The sequence below is a fragment of the Sporosarcina sp. Y1004 genome (genome assembly GCF_057669665.1).
This window is the reverse complement of the sequence record NZ_JBYHFQ010000024.1, coordinates 1-22,713: the sequence shown is the minus strand read 5'-3', so window position 1 is coordinate 22,713 and position 22,713 is coordinate 1. Positions and strand designations below refer to the sequence as shown.

Annotated in this window: 19 protein-coding genes and 1 pseudogene; 2 read left to right on the top strand and 18 right to left on the bottom strand. The window is 39.6% G+C overall.

The features are described 5' to 3' along the window. Positions 1 to 174: 174 nt before the first annotated feature. The 3 genes from AC25Y6_RS14885 to AC25Y6_RS14875 all read right to left on the bottom strand — a co-directional run bounded on the left by AC25Y6_RS14885 (position 175) and on the right by AC25Y6_RS14875 (position 5,933). A complete protein-coding gene (locus AC25Y6_RS14885; RefSeq protein ID WP_488143569.1) occupies positions 175 to 1,962 on the bottom strand; it encodes a hydantoinase B/oxoprolinase family protein in 1,788 nt (595 codons plus the stop codon). 16 nt (positions 1,963 to 1,978) lie between these two features. Next, entirely contained in the window at positions 1,979 to 4,114 is a 2,136-nt protein-coding gene (locus tag AC25Y6_RS14880) for a hydantoinase/oxoprolinase family protein (RefSeq protein ID WP_488143568.1), read from the bottom strand. A gap of 481 nt (positions 4,115 to 4,595) precedes the next feature. Then, on the bottom strand, positions 4,596 to 5,933 hold the full coding sequence (locus AC25Y6_RS14875) for an ArgE/DapE family deacylase (RefSeq protein ID WP_482100564.1): 1,338 nt from the start codon (positions 5,931 to 5,933) through the stop codon (positions 4,596 to 4,598). Between the two features lie 179 nt (positions 5,934 to 6,112). Here AC25Y6_RS14875 and AC25Y6_RS14870 point away from each other — a divergent pair, with 179 nt between their 5' ends. Next, the gene (locus tag AC25Y6_RS14870) at positions 6,113 to 7,030 is read left to right on the top strand and encodes a LysR substrate-binding domain-containing protein (RefSeq protein ID WP_488143567.1); all 918 of its coding nucleotides are present in this window, start codon (positions 6,113 to 6,115) and stop codon (positions 7,028 to 7,030) included. A gap of 226 nt (positions 7,031 to 7,256) precedes the next feature. Here AC25Y6_RS14870 and AC25Y6_RS14865 read toward each other — a convergent pair whose 3' ends face one another. From AC25Y6_RS14865 to AC25Y6_RS14795, 15 genes and pseudogenes are all read right to left on the bottom strand, one after another. Continuing rightward, a complete protein-coding gene (locus AC25Y6_RS14865; RefSeq protein ID WP_488143566.1) occupies positions 7,257 to 8,219 on the bottom strand; it encodes a 3-hydroxyacyl-CoA dehydrogenase family protein in 963 nt (320 codons plus the stop codon). A gap of 116 nt (positions 8,220 to 8,335) precedes the next feature. After that, a complete protein-coding gene (locus AC25Y6_RS14860) occupies positions 8,336 to 9,682 on the bottom strand; it encodes an MFS transporter (protein ID WP_488143565.1) in 1,347 nt (448 codons plus the stop codon). A 184-nt stretch (positions 9,683 to 9,866) separates the two neighbouring features. Next, positions 9,867 to 11,210, bottom strand: a complete 1,344-nt coding sequence (locus AC25Y6_RS14855; RefSeq protein ID WP_488143599.1) for an MFS transporter — start codon at positions 11,208 to 11,210, stop codon at positions 9,867 to 9,869. Positions 11,211 to 11,278: 68 nt separating this feature from the next. After that, positions 11,279 to 12,301 (bottom strand): amidohydrolase family protein, encoded by a 1,023-nt coding sequence (locus tag AC25Y6_RS14850; protein ID WP_482104012.1) that lies wholly within the window; start codon positions 12,299 to 12,301, stop codon positions 11,279 to 11,281. 113 nt (positions 12,302 to 12,414) lie between these two features. Further along, the gene (locus tag AC25Y6_RS14845; RefSeq protein ID WP_488139274.1) at positions 12,415 to 13,425 is read right to left on the bottom strand and encodes a VOC family protein; all 1,011 of its coding nucleotides are present in this window, start codon (positions 13,423 to 13,425) and stop codon (positions 12,415 to 12,417) included. Positions 13,426 to 13,496: 71 nt separating this feature from the next. After that, on the bottom strand, positions 13,497 to 13,715 hold the full coding sequence (locus tag AC25Y6_RS14840; protein WP_482100616.1) for a 4-oxalocrotonate tautomerase: 219 nt from the start codon (positions 13,713 to 13,715) through the stop codon (positions 13,497 to 13,499). Further along, positions 13,716 to 14,504: a 2-keto-4-pentenoate hydratase gene (locus AC25Y6_RS14835; protein ID WP_488143564.1), complete on the bottom strand. Its 789-nt coding sequence runs from the start codon at positions 14,502 to 14,504 to the stop codon at positions 13,716 to 13,718. Between the two features lie 12 nt (positions 14,505 to 14,516). Further along, the gene (dmpG, locus tag AC25Y6_RS14830; protein WP_488143563.1) at positions 14,517 to 15,542 is read right to left on the bottom strand and encodes a 4-hydroxy-2-oxovalerate aldolase; all 1,026 of its coding nucleotides are present in this window, start codon (positions 15,540 to 15,542) and stop codon (positions 14,517 to 14,519) included. A gap of 20 nt (positions 15,543 to 15,562) precedes the next feature. Beyond that, on the bottom strand, positions 15,563 to 16,444 hold the full coding sequence (locus AC25Y6_RS14825) for an acetaldehyde dehydrogenase (acetylating) (protein WP_482104007.1): 882 nt from the start codon (positions 16,442 to 16,444) through the stop codon (positions 15,563 to 15,565). Between the two features lie 20 nt (positions 16,445 to 16,464). After that, positions 16,465 to 17,253, bottom strand: a complete 789-nt coding sequence (locus AC25Y6_RS14820) for a 2-keto-4-pentenoate hydratase (RefSeq protein WP_482100555.1) — start codon at positions 17,251 to 17,253, stop codon at positions 16,465 to 16,467. A gap of 16 nt (positions 17,254 to 17,269) precedes the next feature. Continuing rightward, positions 17,270 to 17,419 (bottom strand): annotated as a pseudogene (locus AC25Y6_RS14815) (aldehyde dehydrogenase family protein); the annotation flags it as partial. 2 nt (positions 17,420 to 17,421) lie between these two features. Further along, positions 17,422 to 17,670: a ferredoxin gene (locus AC25Y6_RS14810; protein WP_482100554.1), complete on the bottom strand. Its 249-nt coding sequence runs from the start codon at positions 17,668 to 17,670 to the stop codon at positions 17,422 to 17,424. 94 nt (positions 17,671 to 17,764) lie between these two features. Next, positions 17,765 to 18,805 (bottom strand): NAD(P)/FAD-dependent oxidoreductase, encoded by a 1,041-nt coding sequence (locus AC25Y6_RS14805; protein WP_488143562.1) that lies wholly within the window; start codon positions 18,803 to 18,805, stop codon positions 17,765 to 17,767. An 87-nt stretch (positions 18,806 to 18,892) separates the two neighbouring features. Continuing rightward, positions 18,893 to 19,372, bottom strand: a complete 480-nt coding sequence (locus AC25Y6_RS14800; RefSeq protein ID WP_482100552.1) for an aromatic-ring-hydroxylating dioxygenase subunit beta — start codon at positions 19,370 to 19,372, stop codon at positions 18,893 to 18,895. After that, positions 19,369 to 20,640 (bottom strand): aromatic ring-hydroxylating oxygenase subunit alpha, encoded by a 1,272-nt coding sequence (locus AC25Y6_RS14795; RefSeq protein ID WP_482100551.1) that lies wholly within the window; start codon positions 20,638 to 20,640, stop codon positions 19,369 to 19,371. Before AC25Y6_RS14795 ends, AC25Y6_RS14800 begins: the two co-directional genes overlap by 4 nt. An 874-nt stretch (positions 20,641 to 21,514) precedes the next feature. Here AC25Y6_RS14795 and AC25Y6_RS14790 point away from each other — a divergent pair. After that, complete coding sequence (locus AC25Y6_RS14790) at positions 21,515 to 22,405, top strand: LysR family transcriptional regulator (RefSeq protein WP_482104003.1); 891 nt, start codon at positions 21,515 to 21,517, stop codon at positions 22,403 to 22,405. The last annotated feature ends 308 nt before the right edge of the window (positions 22,406 to 22,713 follow it).

Genomic DNA, 22,713 nt, shown 5'->3' with positions numbered 1-22,713 from the left:
CTGGTATTGGATACTTTTATAGAAGCTAAATGGCGGTTTTAGGTATTTTGCATTCTAGATGCTTAGTTCAGATCAACTTTCTTTTGAAAATCCCCTTAATTTATAATGCTTCAAAGAATGGATGATTTTTTAGCAATCACCCTTCCTTTGAAGCATCTTTATCAACATGAAATTTTAGTGAGTATATAACTCTACTTTACCTCTTTGTGCTCGCAGTTTCTTTCTAATTTCTTTTGAGCCTTCTACATCGAGTTTTCTATTATTAATGATGACCCCGTAATCCCTTAGAGCCGTTTCTGCCGAGACATAATCATCCAATACATCTTCATAGACTTGTTCTGCTGGTCTGTCTAGCGGATCACCATAGCCGCCAGAGGATGGGACCGAAACCATAATGGATTCTCCTGCTTTAAGCGTATAGCCGTTTAATTTTGAACTAAGATGTTCTGGGTTTGTATCGGGATTCTTAATGAGGCTTGCGCTAGTGCCCGGCAATCCTCCTTTGAATCCCCATGGACGTACAGTATGTTTATCCCCCTCCATTGTCATAAATCCATCAGTTAACATACGATTTTTACGGACGATTCCAAGACCTCCACGCCAGCGACCTGCACCGCCCGTATCTTCACGCAATTCATATCTATCACAAACCATTGGTACATGCATATCGAGATCCTCTATCGGGTTGTTACGAGTATTCCATGAGCTGAAGTCCATTGCATCCATTCCATCTTTTCCTGGACGACCGCCATAGGAACCTTCGTTAACTTCAATATAAACCCAGTAGTCGTGATTCTTATCTAGGCCTGCATAGGAAGCAAATTGGATATTGGCTGAGCTACCTGCACATGTTTGTTCTGGTAGTACTGGTGCTAACGCTTTGATGATCAAATCCGCAACTGTATTTACCTGATTGGCTCGACTGAATGTAGCAGCTGGTTTAATTGGGTTAAATATACAACCTTCTCGAGCTGTTACGGTAATCGGACGGAAAGTCCCATGGTTTGGTGGGATGAATTCTTCATGTACAGCAGTATCTAAGAATATAGAACGCAATACACTGTAAACGCTTACACAAAGGGCGCCTGAATACGACGCATTGAATGCCGTAGGTGTCTGATCCGCCGAGCCGGATACATCTACTTCTAATTCGTCCCCTTCGATATTAATTTGTACATGTACTCTTAGTCGTTTGTCCAAATTACGACCGTCGTCATCTAACCATGATTCTGCTTCATATGTCCCATCTGGAACCTTTGCAATCTGTTGCCTCATCACACGCTCTGAATAGTCCATTAGCTCTTCTGAGGCCTGTAGCACAGTATCTTTTCCGTATTTATCCATCAATTCAACGAAACGTTTAACACCGAGACGGCAACCAGCTACTTGAGCTTCTAAATCTCCCAGTACTTCACGAGGTGTCCGCACATTTTGGCGCACAATCTCAGCTACTGTCTCATTTCGTACTCCTTTTTCATAATACTTTATGCCATTCATGATCAATCCTTCAGCATATATATCAGGAACGTCAACCATTAATCCAGGTTGTGCTCCGCCGATGTCCAGATGATGTGCTGAAGTTCCTGCATATCCAACTATCTCGCCATCATAAAATATCGGTTGACATAGTGCGATATCCGGTGAGTGTGAAGCACCAGCATATGGATCGTTATTCCAAATGATATCGCCTGGATTTATATTATCTCCCAAGACACTTTGAAATCCTTTGATATACCCCGGTAAACATCCTAGTTGCATTGGTGTTGAATCAGCTTCCGCGATTGTATGGCCAAACTTATTAAATACACCCGCACCTAAATCTTCTGATTCACGAATAAGCGAGGAGTATGCCATCCGTTCAATTACATGGGCCATTTCTTTCGCAATTGTATGAAGTGCACCGCCAATAATTTGCAGTGTTACAGGATCCATTTTTCCCCTGTTTTCATTTGTCAACGTCATGTCATTACTCTCCCCTTTATATACCAATTTTTTCTAGCTGTTGCTCTTTTTCTACTGTTATGTTTTTAGCTGCTACTAAAAGTGTACCGTAAATTGAAACAGTAGCTTCCCAGTTTGGTGGGATTAATGTTGTAGAATCGCGTTGCACGACAACTGCTGGTCCGCTTACTACATCAAAGGCAAGTAGCTTATCTCGTTTGAATCGTGGTGTTGGTATGCGTTTTATTTCCCCATCTATTTCAAAAACAGTATCACGTACGTATGCGATGGCCTCTTTAGGGTTATCCCTATTTCCTTTTTCCAATTTAGGCAATTCCATAGGAGGTATATTACCAGTTCCAATGACACGTAAAGTTATAATCTGTACATGCGTATCTGGGAAATGATGTCCATACTCTTGTTCATGTACCATATGGAAGTTCTTGTGAATTTCCTTCATTGAGTCTTCTGTCAGTTCCCCTTCTGGTAATGGAACGCGTAATTCTATTCCCTGACCGACATAACGACATTCTGCAATTTTTTCAATGCCAATAAACTCTGAGTTAATGCCATCCTTTTTCAATTGAGTTTTAGCTTGATTCACTAGTCCATCAAAATCGATATTGATTTTAGCAATGAGCTCTTCAGAAATGTCCTCTGAACTCGCTACGCGTGATTTTATGAAATCATATTTAAGGTTTCCTACCAACAGACCTATTGCCGCGGCGACTCCTGGATAAGTTGGAACAACTACTGATTTGGAATCGACCGTGTCAGCCAAGTCAACGGCATGTAATGGACCTGCCCCTCCTGCAGCAAACAAAGAATACTCCCTAGGATCTGTTCCTTTTTTAACAGAGCTTGCACGGATTGATAATGCCATATGGCTATTGATGATCTTAAGTACGCCTAAAGCAGCTTCTTCTGTGGTCATATTCAGCTGTTTGGCAAGTCTTTCCATCGCTTTAAAACTTAGCTCTGGATCAATATTGAGATCACCACCGAGAAATTGTTCTTTATCTAGTCTACCTAACACAATATTAGCGTCAGTTACACAGGGATCTTGACCGCCTTGATTGTAACAAGCTGGACCTGGATTTGCACCCGCGCTTTTTGGTCCTACTCTGAAAGCGCCGCCAGCGTCAACGTATGCGATTGACCCACCGCCAGCACCTATTGTTTCTACATCAACCATTGGAGTGAGCACTGGTGAACTATTAACAGTAGCATCAAGAGAATTGACAAGCTTAGCTACTCTATTTGGAATGACTGATATGTCAGCAGAAGTCCCACCAATATCTACACTAATCAAGTTATCGATATTATCTAATTCTCCCCATCTGACTGCGGCTAAGACACCTCCAGCTGGTCCTGATTTCAGTAAAGTGACAGGTGTTGCAGTTGCCATCTCAACGGATGCCATTCCTCCAGATGATTGCATAATGTGTAATTTCCCCTTGCTACCAATACTTTCTAGTGATTTTACCAAATGGTCTACATAACGACTTACCTTAGGCGCTACATAAGCATTCATAGCTGTCGTACTAAACCGTTCGTATTCTCTAATTTGCGGGACTACTTCACTAGATGTAAAGCACTGCACTTCTGGCCATAATTCATTTACAATTTCTTTTGCTCTACGTTCATGAACATCATTAATGAACGAGAACATGAAACAAACAATTACCACGTCAACACCTGACTCTTTCAGTTGTTGAACAGCCAAACGCACATCTTCTTCATTTAAAGCTGTCGTAATTTCACCATTTGGAGCAGATAATTTCTCTGTAATCGGAAGCCTATTGCGACGCTTTACCAATGGTTCTGATTGCCATGGTAAATCTTGTTGAATCGAAAAGTTTTCAACCTTTTTGTGACGTGCAATGTGTAAAATATCCCTGTAGTTTCTTGTGGTTAACATGCCTACAGTCGCTCCGTCTCGTTCAATTGTAATATTTGTAGCGACTGTCGTTCCATGAAGAATATAATCTACATCGGAAAGTGGTATATCTGCATTTTCACATATTTCTTTAATGCCTTTAACTACCCCAATCGATTGATCTTCAATTGTGCTTGGTACCTTATGGACAGTGAATGTATTTGTTTCTTCACTTATTATTATTAGATCGGTAAATGTGCCCCCAACATCAACTGCAAGTTTAGCCTTAGCCATTATGTGCACCCCTTTTTTGAGTAGAATCAAAATTGAACTATTCCAGTATTTTTTTCAAGCCATGAAAAGTACGAACAGGAATTCTTCTTTAATTCAATTGCAGAATATAAGGTAGAAATCTACGAAGCTAGTCCTACCCATAAAAACAAGTTTGGGTTGAGTCGGTATCAAGTACCTGATTCTCCTCCTTACGTTTAGTTGGCATACCTTCTTTCCCATTCGCTTATATTTGATCCTTCATTAATGTTATTCGATTTTACGACACCAATTCCTGCACGTTTATTTTTTTCACTTCCATTAGTTACAAAATTCCCTCAATTATAAAAAAAGAAAAGTGCCTTCTTCAAATCCGAATTTATGAGAATAATTTCTCAACCTTTCACAGACCAGAAGAATGCACTTCAATAACACAAGGACACAAATTATTGAACTATCTTTCTTGAAACTTAGACTTTTTGCGAGATTACATCATTGACGGTTCTTAACCAACTTCTTCAAATCCACACCATTCAAGGATGTTTAGGACGTTAATTTCAACACATTGAAGCCACTCTTCCAGGTTTAACCATTCATCAGCACCATGTAAATTACCGCCAGTTGGACCGTAAATGATTGTCGGAATATCCAAGTGTAGAATTGATAAGCGAATATCACTAAATGTAGGCATTCCTAGAATCTCAGTGTCTTTCCCAGTAACTTTGTCAATATTTGACTTAGACAATGTCACAAGGGGATGATCGGGACTAATTTCCGCTGCACTTGTTTGCCATTCCCAACTAATTACAGGTGGATGTTCAGTTAGCCATTCATCTTTAGCTGCAACTTTATTAATCGCTGCTACAATTTGTGCTTTTACATCTTCTAGTTCCTCATTTGGTGGGTAACCAATTGTTCCCGTTAGTTCACATTCGGCTGGAACTTTATAAGCCCAATCACCAGCGCTTATAATAGCTGGCGTTAAGTTAGTAGAACGAACTGGCATGTTTGAAGCTTCAAAATATCTTTCAAAAGGTGCGTATTTAATCGTTTTAGCCCGCTCTTCATCTAACTCTATTAACGCTTCATATATCTTGATAGCCTTACCAATCGCATTTACACCAATTTGTCCATTCAAATTATGTGCAGCAAGCCCTTTGACTTTAACTTTAAAAATAAGTCCTCCAGCACAGGCGATCTGAGGTGCTAAGCCCGGAGTCAGTGGGTGTGGATAAATACAAGCATCTGCCTTAAATCCTTCCTCTTGCAATCGTTGCGTCATTGCAACGGCACCTGCAGCGCCTCCGACTTCCTCATCCACTACAGATATTGCCGTAATGTCTGCATTGGGTTTTAAACCTAAGTTATGGATAATTTCTAATGCCGCAAGGATAGATCCAAAACCACCTTTGTTGTCAGCGGTTCCTCGTCCATACATGATGCCCTTATCAATTACCCCCTCAAGTGGCGGATAACTCCAATGAACAGGATCTCCTACAGGAACAGTGTCTACGTGAGTAAACATTAATAAGGATTTCCCTTTACCTCCCGAACCTGCCCATTTTCCAACCACATTTGGTCGACCTTTAAAGCCAACCTCCCGCTCAACTTCTGACTCTGTGTATTCGGGGTGATTTCGAACCGATTCATCTGCTTCGAACGTATCAACATCAAGGCCAAGGCCGACCATTATCTTGCGAATATGTTCCTGAACAGGCCCTTCATATCCTGATTCACTTGGGATTTGAATTAATGTCTGGAGATCGGACACTAGCTTTTCCCGATTTTCTTTTAAATAAGTACTAACTCTTTCTTTTACATCGCTAGATATCGCTGTTGTCATTTGAACATTCCTCCACTACTTTAATTTCAAAAACAGAAATCATGTATATGTCTCACCCGTAATATACATTTAATTCTGAATCTTTGATACAATTAGCTTATAATAGAAGAATGCAAATGTCTAATACTTGTTTTAGTAGACTTTAATACTTTAAAGATATCAAGGGGGAATCATTACTTATGGAATTACGTCATTTGAGGTATTTTATTGCTGTAGCAGAAGAACTTCATTTCGGAAGAGCGGCTATCCGCCTACAAATTTCACAGCCCCCATTAAGTCAGCAAATTAAACAACTTGAAACTGAATTAGGTGTATTGCTTTTTACACGAACGAGACAGCGTGTAGATTTAACCACAGCTGGGAAATCTTTTCTAATGAATGCCTATAAAATTACGAATCTTGCCGTTCATGCGTGTGAAGAAGCGAAAAGAGTAGATCAAGGTGAATCTGGGCAATTAATATTAGCCTTTACAGGAGCAATTGCCTTTGACCTACTCCCAACAATTCTTAGGGCATATAAAGAAAAGTATCCAAATATAAATGTCATTTTAAAACAAATGACAACAGCAGATCAAATTTTATCTTTTAAAAGAAAAGCGATTCATGTTGGTTTAGTCGTCATGCCAGTAACAAGTAAATTAGTAAACATTGAACTATTGTATGAAGAGCCATTTGTTGTGGCATTACCAAAAACACATCATTTAGCTCAGCAAAAAGGCGAAATCAATTTAGTTAACCTTCTTAATGAACAATTCATTATGACGCCAAGAAATTCAGGTGAAGGATATTATGATTCTATTATTAATCTTTGTCAGACTGCAGGCTTTAGTCCAAAGAAAACGCAAGAAGCGGAAGAATTGCATACTGTTGTCTCCCTCGTCGCTTCGGGGATGGGGATTGCCATTTTGCCTTCATCCATTCAATTTGTAAAAAACGATGATATCGTCTATTTTCCAGTAAAGCATGATTTTCCGACATACAATACTGGCGTAGCTTGGAGTAAAACAGAAATTTCTCCAGTTGTGCATTCCTTTGTTTCATTTCTAAGAGAATCAATTATTCCCGATTTAGCTAGTGAAAATGGTCAGAAAATATAACTTTAAAATGTTTTTTGTTATTCATTGTAGGTGAGTTAGTCTATTATAAAAATGATAAGTTCCTATATAAGCAACACATTTCTCCAGAAAAAATATGGTATATGGGTTACTAATTAAAACCCATATACCATATTTTTTTGCCCAAGTTTATACCTACTAGAACATTTCGAAAGTTTTTCAATTGGTCAAAGAGCTAGTTCGAAGCAAAAATCCATCGCCACACTTATCATTTTGAAGCTGAAACAGTTTTATTCTTGTTCTCTTTACTATTCTGTAACTTTAGAAGGTCTAGGAAATGATCGTCTCGTGTATGGATCGCTTTTTCACCATGGTCATCATAGTTGTAAAAACCTTGATTCGTTCGAATGCCATGTTGCTCATTATCCACCATTTCTGTTAAGAAGGAAGGCACTTCTCTTGTATTCGATAGATCTTCCATAATGTTTCCAACCATCGCTTTTGTTGTTTCCAGACCGGCTAAATCCTGACTCTCCATTGGACCGCAGAAAGCCCATTTAAAGCCCATGCTTCCTTTCATGGCGATGTCGATATCTTCAGCAGTAGCTACTCCCATTTCCATTAAGTGGAACGCCTCGCGAAGCATAGCTACTTGAACACGGTTGACGATAAAACCTGGAATCTCTTTTTTCAGCACGACTGGAGATTTTCCGATTTCCTTCATTAAATCGTAAGTTGTGTTTATAATGTTTTCATCAGTCTTCTCGAATTTAACGATTTCCACAATTGGTACAAGTTGTGGCGGGTTAAAGAAGTGCGTAATGATAAATCTTTCCGGGTGCTTTGCCCTTTGAGTTAACTCTTTCAATGGAAAAGTAGAAGTATTAGACGAAATAATCGTTTTATCAGAGACAACGCTCTCAATAATTTCATAAATATCTAGTTTGTTTTCGAGAACCTCTGGAATGGATTCAAGAATGAAGTCAGCATCCTTAATAGCTTTAAGCACATCTGTTGTATAGGTGACACGGGCTAATGCCTGTTCCATCTCATTATTGGTCAGCATGTCTTTTTCGACCATAATTTCCAAACTGTTTGTCATGAGTTCTCGTGCTTTTTCCAGGGATGTCTCGCGTCGAGCTTGTATATGTACATGCATGCCTGCTAGTGCAAATAATTGAGCAGCACCGTGCCCCATAATTCCTGCTCCAAGTACTGTAATGTTTTTCATTTGAATACCCCATTTCCTCTGTATTATTTTTATTCATTACATCGTATCGCCAGTTCATCTACCTTTATTAGTAAAGCAGGTTTGGAGTCTCAAACCTGCTCGTCTTAACTAAGTAGCTATAGGTTATCCGTAATAGAACTTGCCTGCACGTCAGAAACAGTTAACTTTTTAGGTTTTCTATCAATCAAGAAAACCGCCAATGCTGCAATAACGCCTGGTAATGCAAAGACCATAAAATTGAATTGTAGAGATAAAGTTGAAGCCAGTAAAAAACCTCCAAGCAGGGGACCTACGATTCCCCCGATACGTCCAATTCCTAAAGCCCAACCTAAGCCCGTAGAACGAATGGAAGAAGGATAGTATTGAGAAACATAGGAATTGGCAAGGTTTTGAGAACCAATCGTTGTAGCCCCGGCAATAGCCACTAGTACGTATAAAAGCATCATATTACTTGTAAATCCTAAACTCATAATCGTAATCGCCGCAACAATATAGAACATAATAAGCGCTTTTTTAACGCCCCAAAGATCAGCTAACCAGCCCATCATGATGGCTCCGACTGTTGCCCCTACATTCAATGCAAGCAGAAAGCTTAAACTAGATCCAAGTGGAAACCCTGCTTCATTCATTAATTTTGGCAACCACGTATTTAATCCGTATATCATGAGAAGTGACATGAAATACGCTATCCAAAACATGACCGTCGAAGATGCCCTGCGTTCAGTGAATAGAGATTTCACTGGTGAAGAAGACATTTCAGTGCCATTCATAACAAATTTTTCGCGTTTCTTTGGACTGTACAATGGATTGACTTTAACGAGTAATTCTCTCACTTGTTTATATTCTTTCTTTTTCATATGTGATCCTACTGTGTCAGGTAGTGAACGTGCTAAAAACGGGAGAAGCAATAATGGCATAGCACCAAAGAAAAATACGGATTGCCATCCGAAGTACGGGATAATCACCATACTAAGCGTGGCAGCAATAACTCCTCCGATTGAAAAACCAGCCATTATGGTAGCAATCATACGACTACGCGTTCCTTTTGGAGAATAATCACTTACGAGAGCGATGACATTCGGCATAACCCCACCTAATCCTAAACCTGTTATAAATCTGCAAAGTCCAAATATCTCGGGACTAGGAGCGAGTCCTGCAAATAGCATAAAGAGACTGAAAATAAAAGTACAGATTAAAATTACCTTTTTCCTGCCAAATCTGTCTGCCATTGTTCCGAAAATTAATGCCCCTAACATCATTCCAATTAAAGCATAACTACCAATCATGCCTGTCTCAACTGCTGATATATTCCACTCATCCATTATGATTGGCACGACAGCCCCATAAACTGTCAAGTCATAACCATCGAACACCATGATCACCGCACCCCAAAAGAGCAGCATGCCGTGAAACTTATTAAACTTTGCTTTTTCAATGATTTCTTCAGCATTGGTAATTTGCATAATTTAGCCCCCTTCACTACTGTTTGTAATTTACCCAGGTAGCTTTCTAGATCCTTCGTCATCTACTAAAACAATCTTCCTTGTTTCGATAGATAGGGAATTCTAAAAAAGTCCACGTAAAGTGGACTTTTCAGCGTACACTAAGTAGTTACCACGCCTGACATTTCGCTTTACTTTATTCTTTTTACAGATTTTTGGCTGACTTATATATTTCAGGAGATATTTGTGTCGATTGTATCGAATTTTTCTTTTCACGTACTAAGGAAATAGCAATTGCGGCAATAATTCCTGGAATAGTCAATACCAAAAAGTTTTGTTGGAGCGGCAAATTAGCAGCCAATAGAATCCCTCCGAACATTGGGCCAACGATTCCACCTAATCTACCTACACCAGATGCCCACCCTATACCTGTTGAACGAATTTCAATAGGATAATATTGTGAAGCGTAAGAATAGAGGATAATTTGTGTTCCGATCGTTGTAGCACCCGCGATTGCTACAAGAACATATAGCACAAATGCATTGGGATGAGTTCCCATTAAAGTTAAAGAGACTACATTCAAGCTGAAATAGATGATCAACACTTTTTTAGTATCCCAACGGTCTGCCAGCCAACCGCCTATAAGCGACCCTAAAATACCACCTACATTTAACACTAAGAGAAACGTTAAACTTGACCCTAAAGCATACCCTGCTTGGGACATTAACCTTGGTAGCCAGGTACTTAATCCATAAGTGATTAATAAGCATAAAAAAAAGTTGGTCCAAAATAATAAAGTACTTGGAGTCCGTCCATTTGCAAATAATTTTTTTACTGGAATACCCGTTCTAGAAGGAATGACAATCTCATACTTGTCATCATCCTGAGGCGTATATGAAGGATCCAGTTTGGATAATAGCTGACCGACCTTTTTCTTTTGATTTTTGGCGACAAGAAACCCAAGTGACTCAGGTAGAAATTTGTAAATAAACGGTATGGCGAGTAGGGGCAAAGCACCTACTAAAAACATTGATTGCCAACCAAAATTAGGAATAAGGAAAATTCCTAGTCCTGATGCTAAAATCCCGCCAACTCCATAGCCGCATAACATTAGCGTAACTAACGTATTTTTCATTTTTCTTGGTGCGTACTCGGTCATTAATGCTACTGTAACCGGGAACACCCCTCCTAATCCTAAACCTGAAACAAAACGATAGATTCCAAATTCCGTAGGGCTATTGGCAAATGCAATTAGACCCGTGAAAGAGGTGAAGAGAAGCATACAGAAAATTATAATCTTTTTACGTCCAATTTTATCAGCCAGTGGTGCAAAAATAAATGCTCCAAACATCATACCAATTAGAGCATAGCTTCCTATGGTACCTGCTTGAACGGATGTTAACGACCATTCATCCATTAATACAGATACAACAGCACCATAAACCACTAAATCAAATCCGTCACAGACAATGATAAAAGCACACCAAAACACAATAAGGGCGTGAAAACGGTTAAATTTTGAATTATCTACGGTACGGCTAACATCGATTGAACGCAGAATTTTTTCCTCCTCTATAAACGCTAATGTTATTCAGGTGCCTAATAAAGCATTGGAATTTATTTAGAAACAGCCATTTCATGCAAACCTAAAAATTTAAGCGCATTTTGCCCTAGAATTAGTTGAGCATCTTCCTCTGACAATGATGTCAATTCGTCTACAACTCTACCTGATGGCGCTTCACGTAGTAAGAACGGGTAATCTGATCCAGCAATGATTTGTTCCGGACCAAATCGTTCAATCATGTATTGAAGATTCCTAGGGTCGTAAACGAGAGAATCATAATATAATTTCTTTGCATAATGACTCGGTGGATGCACAGTATTTCTGATTTCCGGCCAAACTTCCCAAGCTTTGTCCATTCTAGGCAATAAATACGGTAAAGAACCGCCGCCATGCGCAAAACATATTTTCAAGTCAGGGAACTTGTCCATCATGCCACTCATAATTAAACTACCTGCTGCAAGTGCCGTTTCAGAAGGCATTCCAATACTATACATAAAGTTATGTCTCGGCATTCTCTCTCCGCCTAATGTCTTCCATGGGTGAACGAAAAGTGGAACATTCCATTTCTCCGCAGCTTCAAAAAATTTCTCCATGGAGCTGTCATCCAGATTTAGATCATTGACATTGGAGCCAATTTGAATCCCTTTTAACCCTAATTGATTTACCGCTCTATCCATTTCTGCAATCGCAATATCTATGTCCTGCAAAGGGACTGTACCCAAACCGATAAACCGATCAGGTGTCTCATTGACCACTGAAGCGATAAAGTCATTTTGTACCTTCGAAAGTTCTAAACCAGCTTCAGGATCCGACCAATAAGCAAATGTGACAGGTATCGGAGATAAGACTTGAATATCGATGCCTTCTTTGTCCATATCCGCAAGGCGTTTTTCCACATCCCACGCCTGGTCCGTTATTTTCCGGAAGGATTTACCTTTAATCATAATCTCAGCACCACAATCGCATGTCCGATTCATCGTCGGCCAACGATCATCTCCGTACTTAGCTGCCATATCCGGGAAAAATTCCGGTATGATATGCGTATGAAAATCAATACGTAAATTCTTTTTTGACAACAAAAACATCCCCTTTTCATTAAATCTTTATAAAAATGGAGTGAGGTAGACATATAACTCTATCTACCTCACTCGTAAAACCCTATTTTTTTCTACATCTCAAGATCATTGAATTACAGTAATTTTGTTCCGTACTTGAAGTAACTTTCTGGAGCAACGCTACCCCATAGGTCAAGACCCAATAGTCCAACTTCTGGATTCCATTCGATTGGTTCCCAATCTGGTGCGAAGATCAAGAAGCCACCTGTCCAAATTTCTACACGGTTTCCAGAAGGTTCGATGACATAGATGAACTGTGCACCACTTGTACCATGTTTACCTGGGCCCCATTCGATTTTAATATCATTTTCAGCCATTAAGTTCGCTGCTCTGATAAGCTCGTCTGGTGAATCCAAATAGTAAGCCAAGTGATGGAAAAGTGCGCCATCCTGATTTGCATTACGCATTAAAGCAATTTCGTGTGCAACATTTGTACGGCTCAACCATGAACCGATACGAACATCTTCCTGATTTTGAACATAATAACGGTGGTGAATGCCTAGTAATTCACTCCACCATTTCTGCTCTTCTTCCACATTATTCACCATAAAGTTGACATGGTCAAAGCGGCGTGGTGATACCCCTTTACCTGTGTATTTACTAGGATGACTTGGTAGTTTCGAAGCAATCTCTGGATTACTCGTCCGGTCATACTTTTCTTTCTCCCAATACAATTCAACTGGTAAACCTGCAGGAGATCTAAATTGAATCGAATCACCCTGTGCTTTTTTCTCTCCAGCTTCAATCCATTTGTGGTCTATGCCCATATCCTTGAATTGTCTTTCAAATGCTTTCAAAGCTTTTTCCGAACTTACGCGCCAGCCGACTTGTTTAACGCCAGATGTATCTGACTGTTTAAGGATAAGTGTATGATGATCGAAATCTTGCCAAGCTCTTAGATAGACTCTGTCGTCTTCAGTATCAGAAACATAAAGGCCCATTACTTCTGTGAAAAACCACAATGATTTTTCTAAATCAGTCACGCCAATTTCTACGTGCCCAAGATGTGCAATACTTCTTGTGTACTGTTCTAATTCTTTCAAAAGTGATTGTTCCTCAACAATTTTGTCAGCTGATATACTCATAATTTCATTTCCCCTATCCAATGTTTTATTTTTTTAATAAAAGAATACGCTCAATTTAGTAAGACTATATTTTATTTCGTTTGTTCCGAAATCGGTTTTCCGGATTTACCCCAATGCGTTTTAGGTATCTCTGTAACGAGTACTCTAATATTTTCTACTGGTGCATCCAATGTTTCAGAAACCGTTTGCGTAATATTTACAATTAATTCAGAAACTTTCTCTTTCGGTCTACCTTCTATAATACTTACCTGGATTAACGGCATACTTGAACACCTCTCTTGCTTTAGAATTTATTCGGTTACAGTAAATGATACTTCGCCAAGACCATCAAATTTGCCTCTTACTACATCGCCTTTTTCAAGTAACACGGCACCTGTGATTGCACCTGATAGAATGACGTCGCCTTTTCGAACTTTGTCGCCTTTTTTAGCAAGCATATTGGCGAGCATTGCAATCGCATTCGCAGGATGACCGAGAACAGCCGCTCCAGCTCCTGACTCTTTCAATTCGCCATTAATCGTTAATGTAGCGCCGACTAGATCCAGTTCAAATTCGTCTGGACTTTTCAATGTCGTACCAAACACGACTCTTGACGTGGAAGCATTGTCTGCCACTACATCAGGCAATGTGAAATTGAAATTTTCATAACGGCTATCGATAATTTCTAGCGCCGGAACGACCAATTCAGTTTTCGCCAACACTTGAGCACCTGTCACGCCAGGCCCTACAATGTCTTCCCCAATTACAAATGCGATTTCCGCTTCCACTTTCGGATGGATCAAATCGCTAAGGGATACTTCCCCTCCGTTGTCGATTAACATATAATCGAAAACGTATCCATAAATCGGTTCATTGACATTCATTTGGTCCATTTTTGCTTTGCTTGTCAATCCCATTTTAGGACCAACAATCTTACGGCCTTCAGCCAATTTCATTGAAACAAGCTCTTGTTGAACGAGATACCCTTCTTCAACTGTTAATTCGGGCCTCAATCGTGCTGTCACTTTTTCTATTTCACGCTTTTCTACTTCACCAGCAACCAAATAACTAGCAATTTCTTTCACTTTTGTCGCTTCCATTAAATAGCCCCCTTATACACCAATTGCGATTTTTTTCTTCGCTAGTTCGGCTGCCACATCCATGATCATGTCTTCTTGGCCGCCAACTACTTGTAACTTGCCCAATTCCACTAAAATTGACCGAGAATCAATACCGAACTTTTGTGCCGCCTTTTGTGCATGCAACAAGAAGCTTGAATAGACACCCGCATAACCAAGTACAAGACTATCTCTCGTAATTTCTTGTGGTTTTTCTAACATTGGTGCAATCAATTCTTCTGCAATATCCATCATCTTGAATACATCAATTCCTGTTTTAATGTTCATCTTTTCGAGAACAGCTACTGCGACTTCTGTTTGCGTATTGCCTGCTCCTGCTCCAAGACAACGAATACTGCCATCGATTCGCGTCGCACCTTCTTCAATTGCGACAAGTGTATTAGCCAACGCGAGTGACATATTATTATGGGCATGGAATCCGATATCTACAGACAAATTGGCTTTCAACGCGCGAATTCTTTCTCCTACTTGATGCGGTAAGAGTGCACCCGCCGAGTCAACAACGTAGATTGAATCCGCCCCATAGCTCTCCATTAATTTCGCTTGTTCCACGATTTTTTCGGGTGGAGCCATATGGGACATCATTAGAAATCCGACTGCTTCCATTCCGAGCTCTTTCGCTAACGCAATATGCTGATGCGATACATCGGCTTCTGTTACATGCGTTGCGATTCGTGCCATTTTTGCACCAAGTCCCGCCGCCTCTTTCAACTGAGGCATTGTACCAATTCCTGGTATGAGGAGCACTGCAATTTTAGCTTGCTCAACAACGGAGGCTGCTGCCTCGATCAGTTCCATTTCATCTATCAAAGACAAACCAAATTGCAGTGAAGATCCACCAAGGCCATCCCCGTGCGAAACTTCGATATACGGCACATTCGCGCCATCCAATGCTTTCGCGACATTCGTCACTTGTTCCACCGTAAATTGGTGACGGACGGCATGACTCCCATCCCTTAACGCTACTTCTGTGATCAATACATCCCGCGTTTCTGCCATTGTTTCTTTCATCTCCTTTTTCACACGACTGCGTTTTCTACTCTATGTTTGGCCCATGCTTCAGCCACTTCCACTGATGCTGCCGTCATAATATCGAGGTTTCCAGAGTAGACTGGCAGGTAATCGCCAGCTCCTTCTACTTCGATGAAGACTGTGACAGACGACCCATCAAAAATGGGCTCTTGTCTGATTCTATAGCCCGGCACATACGCTTGAACTTTTGTTTCCATTGCTCGAATAGAAGCGGTTATTTCTTCCTGCTTAGCTTCACCTTCCACCAATACATGAACTGTATCTCGCATTAGAATTGGTGGTTCTGCAGGATTTAAAATGATAATGGCTTTCCCTTTTTTGGCACCGCCAACTTCTTCAATGCCGCGGGAAGTTGTTTGCGTAAACTCATCAATATTTGCCCTCGTACCTGGACCTGCGCTTTTACTTGAAATTGTCGCTACAATTTCTGCATAATCAACAGGCTGTACTTGGTGAATCGCATTGACGATCGGAATCGTAGCTTGACCGCCACATGTGATTAAATTGATATTTTCAGCATCCAAATGATCAAGTAAATTGACCGGTGGAACAACGATTGGACCGATTGCAGCAGGTGTCAAATCAATTACTTTAATACCGGCTTCTCCTAATAGTTTTGCATTACGGATATGTGCTTTTGCAGAAGTTGCATCAAAGACGATATCTGCAAGCTCAGGTCTTTCCATAAATCCATCTATTCCATTATCAATCGTGACATAGCCTAATTCCTTGGCTCTTTTCAAACCGTCCGATTTAGGATCAATACCAATTACCGTCGTTAATTCTAGAACTGTAGATCTACTTAATTTCATCATTAAATCAGTTCCGATATTGCCTGAGCCTAATACGGCCACTTTTACTCTACTCATGATATTCTCCTTTCCTTCTATTAAAAATGAACACTTACTTCTCCCAAATGGGCAAACTTAACTGTGAATGCGTCTCCTTCTTTCGCTTCTACCGCTGCTGAAAGTGCGCCTGAAAGAATTACTTCTCCTGCAAGAAGAGGGATGTCGAAATCCGCCAATCGATTGGCTAGCCACGCAACACATTTTGCCGGATTTCCGAGTGCGGCTGCGCCTACACCCGTATTGACGATTTCACCATTTTTCGTTAGTACCATTCCGATCAATTCAAGATCGACATCTTCTAGCTTTGTCGGTTTCCCGCCAAGGACATAGAAGGCGGATGAAGCATTATCGGCAACTGTATCCGGCAACTTAATCTTCCAGTCTGAAATTCTACTATCTACGATTTCAATCGCAGGCAATATGTAATCCGTCGCTTGTAAGACATCAAGCGTTGTCACATTTGGCCCTCTTAAATCTTTCTTCAAAACGAATGCGATTTCACCTTCCACTTTCGCTTGAAGGACTCTTTGTTTCGGGACAGCACTTCCATTTTCAACGACCATACTATCGAGCAGATGTCCATAATCTGGTTCATCGACTCCAAGTAGCGATTGCATTGCTTTTGACGTTAGTCCAATTTTCTTTCCTACAATCTTTTGGCCTTGTGCTACTTTTCTCTCAACATTTTCTAGTTGGATAGCGTAAGCTTCTTCAATAGTAAGCTTCGGCTCAACTGAAGTGAGTGGTGATATGCCAATTAGCGTCTCTTCTGCTTCTACTAATTGATCAGCAAACTGTTTACGTTTCGTTGCAACTTCAGTAGTCATCCCTCTACACTCCCTTTTATAACTTAATTGTGACGTTTGATAGTTCCGAGAAGAATTCAAGGCTATGTGAGCCACCAGTTCTTCCGATTCCACTATGCTTCATCCCACCAAAAGGTGTTCTCAAGTCACGAAGGAACCATGAATTTACCCAAATAATCGACGCTTTTGTTAACTGGCCACAACCTTTTCACAATTAAAAGGTTCATCCGCCATTAATATTGAATTCGATGGACAACTTTCATAAGCGTCTTCTAAGTCTTCTACCAAATCTTCCGATACAGGTGTATTTCCTATGTTGTCATCTAGGATAGCAAAGGAAATTCCTTCATCATTATAATCAAATAAATCTGGTGCTGCTGCACCACATGCACCGCAGGCGATACATGTATCCTGATCAACCGTCGTGTATTTGACCATTTTGACATCTCCTCATCTAGTTTTTGGTTTACGCACTATTTGCCATACTACCTCTCTCGGAAGCATGCAATTTAGTAGAGTTCATAACGACAGCTTATAGTGATGAAGTTGCGCCTACTTTTTCTCTTTTCGATTGTTCTTTATCATCCATTATGGTTGTACTGTGCGGAGCTTGAAATCTCACTGTAGGATCTATAAACACTTTTGCATTGCTTACAGCTATAGGCGATTCACCAAATCCAGTCGCAATCAACTTCACTTTTCCTTTATATGTGCAAATGTCTCCAGTTGCGTAAATACCGGCAATATTCGTTTCCATATTGGAATTTACAACGATAGAGTTCTTCTCGATTTCCAGTCCCCAATTTCCAATAGGCCCCAGAGAGGAAACAAATCCATAATTGACAAGCACTGCATCTGCTTCAATTTCAATTATTCCATCGCCCTTTGCTTCTTTGATGATTACTTTTTCAACTTCCTCATCACCCACTAGTTCTATTGGTATATAAGGAGTTAACACTTCAACTGTGGATCGTTTTAACAACTCAACACTATGCTCGTGTGCACGGAACTTATCCCTTCGATGAATAAGTGTGACCTTTTCCGCGATTGGCTCAAGCATTAATGCCCAATCCAGCGCGGAATCCCCACCACCAAATAGAACCACTTTTTTACCGGCAAATTCATTTATATTTGTAACAAAATAATGAACGTTTTTATCGGCAAATTTATCTTCACCTTCAATATTCATTTTCTTAGGTTGAAATGCGCCGTTTCCAGCAGTAATAATGATTGTTTTTGAGTAATGAATGTCTGTAGATGTCGTTATTTTAAATACATCATCTAGCCCTTTTTCAACAGTCTCCACAGCTTGTCCCAGACAGGTTGTCGTTTCAAATTGCTTCATCTGCTCCGTTAGTCGATCAACTAGCTCCTGAGCCCCTACTTTAGGGAATCCAGCAATATCGTATATATCCTTTTCCGGATACAGAGCTGAAAGTTGTCCTCCTAGTTGTGGTAGGCTTTCAATGATTTTTACAGATGCTTGACGCATACCCGCGTAAAAGGCAGTAAATAATCCAACTGGTCCTCCACCGATAATCGTTATATCAAATACTTCATCCTTTTTATCCATATCCATCCTCCTGAATAGCTTTAAAAGCACTAAGACGCGAGTGTTTAATCCGAAAACTTAGTTTTTTATAGAGGGAAATCAAGACCTTTATAAAATCAGACTTATTTTCCCGTGAGGTCGTAAACTATCAAGTTTTAGTGTCACTTTCTTTTCTTGTATGATAATTTCATTATCATTCACAACAAATTTGTAATCGATAACCCCAACGAAACAGTCGAGCACATCACGTTTTGTTCGATAGGTAGAGAAATTGCATCTGACACTCACTTCATTACCTTCTTGGCTTTTGATCCTTACATTGTGGATGTTCCTTACCGTTTTTGAATGTGGATATTCTACATGTGCTTCTTTTTTCAATAATCTTTTCGCTCTCTCTTCTAATCGAGCTCGGTTATCGTCTATATAAAAAATTGATTTTGCTGGATCTGCATCAGGATTGCCAAGTGGTGGGACTTGGTAAATACCATCTATTGAAAATAATGCGGCCCACTCTTCCAATTGCCATTCATCGAGAAGTTCTGCCTCATGATATAGAAAGTCCGTAATTTCTTGACGTGTAATTGTCATATCAAGGCCTCCTCTTTCGCTTCTACTTTCGTTATTACTTTATTCCATTGCCTCCAAAAACTACGCATTTGCTCTTCGTCCGTAGCATGTGGTTGTTCTCTGTTCATTCCTTTGGATATATCATTCCATTGAACTTCTTTATTGTTCAGGTAACCTTCCTGACACAGTTCAAGTGCTTCATTATCATCCGGAGTAGCAAAGCCGCCTGGCCCTAGGAATTCAAGGAAATTATCGTTTCTTCTACGTCTAAATTTGTCACTTTCGCCTACAGGTGCTAGTGAATAACCAGTAACCTCCATATAATCGGGTTCAACCGGATAATAAGTCCGAGCAGTAACAGCCATGATGTCGTTAATCACTAAGTTAGGGAATATCAAGATGTTGCGATTATAGTCTGAAATTCTTTCAGCTCTTTCCTCACCGAATCTTTCAACTAACTTATTCTTAAGTTCGTTTATTTCTTCTTTATCTTCTTCTTCCCAAGCGCCTGTCCAATAGGCGACTGGCCTTCCCCAAGGGGCTTTGTATTCAATAACTGCATGGCCGTTTCCTAGGTCTTTGCCCGTTCCTTCAAGGACTACTTTTTTCACATTAGGATCCTGTGCCGCTTTAATATCAAAGTAGGTTTTATGTGTCGGCATCCCATGATACAGATCGACACTGTTTTCAGAGATTAACTTCCAGTTTGCACGTACGCTGTATTCCTGTGGATCATCTAGAACTTCCATTCCTAATTCTGATTGATCGGCAACTAGGTCAATGTATTCTTTTGCATTTCCGAGATAGTCTTCTAAGGAGATGGCTTCATTATCAAAGTTTACAAACATGAAACCTCGGTAACTTTCAAGACGTTTAACCTGTGTCATGTTTTTGTCGCCATCACAGTTAAATGAATCTGGAAAACCATCTTTTCCTGGCATTCCAACTAATGTTCCATCATTCTTAAAACTCCAAGCGTGGTAGAAACATCTAAATACTTTCGTGTTTCCTTCACTTTCGCGGCTTATTAAAGCGCCACGGTGCGGACATGAATTATATAGCGTCCTGATAATCCCGTCACTGCCACGTGTGAATAGCAAGTTTCTTCCGCCAATTTTCCTTCTCTTAAAATCTCCATTTTTCGGTAGTTCTGTTTCATGTCCAATATACAACCAACACTTACTAAAGATTTCATCTCTTTCTGATTCCAAAATTTCAGGGTCTGTAAAAACGCTGCGGTGGACTGCAAATTCACATTCTTGTTTGTCTTCACGAATATAACTCTTCATTAAATTTCCTCCTAGGTATAAATCGTATTTAAACTTTAGAGAGTACAATTCAACAGCTTTTGCTAACGGGGATACTAAATTGATTCACCCATCCACGAATCAAATGGTCTACCTTTTAAACTCTGACTTCCCCAATGATACGAATCACTTGCCCCTAGATGAATTTCGCTCTATCTGTAGCTGAAATTCTATTTGATCTGCAACTTCTTCTATAAGAAGTGTTACATCTATATTGAACTTCTTTTTCTCCTCGCATAGAAAACGCTTACAAATATTCTCTATGTAAATACTTGGATTCCCCTCAGTACTTTGAGGACACTTCCGTTAACTATCAATATAGATTTTCATCGTCAATGCTTAAATCTTGATTGACACTGGTCTCACACCTTCCCATTCATAATCTCACCGCTTTTTAGCTAGCCCTTCTCTAAGTAATTTTGAAAGTTTATGTATACTTTTGTCCAATTACCAAGGAATAGCGACATCATTTTGCCAGCGCGAGAGCTCATTAAATAGTCTGTATATTTGACTTACTCTTAGTATATGGACTACTCTGACTAAAGACCAATCGAATATTTTTTGTGTTTTAAGTCTTTTTTAAGATATTTTCTATACATCATTTCTAGGGAAGAAGTGATTTCACAAGAATGGATGATGCGTGAGAGGTTAAGTGTAGAGGGATAAAGTCAACTTGCATGTGCCTTTGTAATTGATATAATAAGGTAATACGGTTCCATAAAATTCCCCAGAATGCATTTATTGGCGAAAATACAAACTTAGGGTCTTTTAGACCGGATTTGAGTTTGATTTCGGAATACACCAATTTACATTATGCTCTTATGATTCTATTATTTAAAAGGAGTGATTGATTAATATGGACCAAACTCAATTAGAGACTTTCCTGGCAATTGCTGAACATAAAAGCTACTCAAAAGCTGCGAAACTATTAAACGTCACCCAACCTACAATAACCGCGAGAATAAAAAACTTAGAAAATGAACTGCTTTGTCAATTATTCGAAAGAGTGGGAAGAGACATTATTTTATCCAGAGAAGGAATTGTTTTCTTCGAATATGCCACAAGCATATTAACTTATATAAACCATTCAAAAGAAGTGACCAGCTCCTCCAAATACCCCAACATAAGAATAGGATTTTCACCAGGTTATTCATATTCATTCATCATAGAACTATTATCTTCCATCATAACCATTGAAAATTTGGGCATAAAAATTATTGAGGGGGAAAATTCCAATACTTTAAATCAGCAAATCTTATCTGGTGAAATGGACCTCGTTTTCACTAGAAATGTTTTGTCACATAAACCTGAAGTTGTCTCTGAATATCTATTCGATAATAAATTAGTTGTTATCATCGGGAAAAACCACCCCCTTGCCAATAAGGAAGTGATCACTCTTGATGATTTAGAAAATGAAACATTGATAAGTTATCAACGTAATTCCCCCCTTTGGACAGAAATTGAACAACAACTAATCGGTATCCCCAATATAAAACGTATTGAAGTTGATAATAATGAAATGTTAAAAACAATAGTCGAAAATGGTTTAGGGATTGGGATTACACCATCACTAGGAGTCGACGCATTGAATGAAAGCGCTTTAATTGTGAAGCATATTAAAGAGATTGGAAATATCCCAAATGATGTCTATGTACAATATAGAAAGAACTCAGTAATTGCAAAACCTATTAAACAAATCATATATTCAATTATTAATCATGAATTGAATAAAACCACGTTAGTTTAATGGATATAGTATCGTTGAAATGAATGCAAAAAAATAGAATCAGCCATTCCTACATGGCTGATTCTAGTATTTTTACTGCAAAATATGTTGTTGGAGACTTCACCTACTCGGATGAATATTATCTACACCAAACTATATATGTTGATCAAACGAATACGGGAATCCACTAAAAAGTTACGAAACAAGTGAATGAATTAGATTCTATGCTAATACCGCTTCGGTGCTTTGTGAATGCCTCCGAGAGCACTGAAAAAGTCCGATTCCCTTCAATCCCGTTGATTTCCGTTCCGAGCGGACGCTTTCCGCGG

Coding starts and splice junctions, on each gene's coding strand:
- AC25Y6_RS14885 (WP_488143569.1), bottom strand. CDS start 1,962: ATGACGTTGACAAATGAAAACAGGGGAAAAATGGATCCTGTAACACTG.
- AC25Y6_RS14880 (WP_488143568.1), bottom strand. CDS start 4,114: ATGGCTAAGGCTAAACTTGCAGTTGATGTTGGGGGCACATTTACCGAT.
- AC25Y6_RS14875 (WP_482100564.1), bottom strand. CDS start 5,933: ATGACAACAGCGATATCTAGCGATGTAAAAGAAAGAGTTAGTACTTAT.
- AC25Y6_RS14870 (WP_488143567.1), top strand. CDS start 6,113: ATGGAATTACGTCATTTGAGGTATTTTATTGCTGTAGCAGAAGAACTT.
- AC25Y6_RS14865 (WP_488143566.1), bottom strand. CDS start 8,219: ATGAAAAACATTACAGTACTTGGAGCAGGAATTATGGGGCACGGTGCT.
- AC25Y6_RS14860 (WP_488143565.1), bottom strand. CDS start 9,682: ATGCAAATTACCAATGCTGAAGAAATCATTGAAAAAGCAAAGTTTAAT.
- AC25Y6_RS14845 (WP_488139274.1), bottom strand. CDS start 13,425: ATGAGTATATCAGCTGACAAAATTGTTGAGGAACAATCACTTTTGAAA.
- AC25Y6_RS14835 (WP_488143564.1), bottom strand. CDS start 14,504: ATGGAAGCGACAAAAGTGAAAGAAATTGCTAGTTATTTGGTTGCTGGT.
- dmpG (WP_488143563.1), bottom strand. CDS start 15,542: ATGGCAGAAACGCGGGATGTATTGATCACAGAAGTAGCGTTAAGGGAT.
- AC25Y6_RS14825 (WP_482104007.1), bottom strand. CDS start 16,444: ATGAGTAGAGTAAAAGTGGCCGTATTAGGCTCAGGCAATATCGGAACT.
- AC25Y6_RS14820 (WP_482100555.1), bottom strand. CDS start 17,253: ATGACTACTGAAGTTGCAACGAAACGTAAACAGTTTGCTGATCAATTA.
- AC25Y6_RS14810 (WP_482100554.1), bottom strand. CDS start 17,670: ATGGTCAAATACACGACGGTTGATCAGGATACATGTATCGCCTGCGGT.
- AC25Y6_RS14805 (WP_488143562.1), bottom strand. CDS start 18,805: ATGGATAAAAAGGATGAAGTATTTGATATAACGATTATCGGTGGAGGA.
- AC25Y6_RS14800 (WP_482100552.1), bottom strand. CDS start 19,372: ATGACAATTACACGTCAAGAAATTACGGACTTTCTATATCATGAGGCA.
- AC25Y6_RS14795 (WP_482100551.1), bottom strand. CDS start 20,640: ATGAAGAGTTATATTCGTGAAGACAAACAAGAATGTGAATTTGCAGTC.
- AC25Y6_RS14790 (WP_482104003.1), top strand. CDS start 21,515: ATGGACCAAACTCAATTAGAGACTTTCCTGGCAATTGCTGAACATAAA.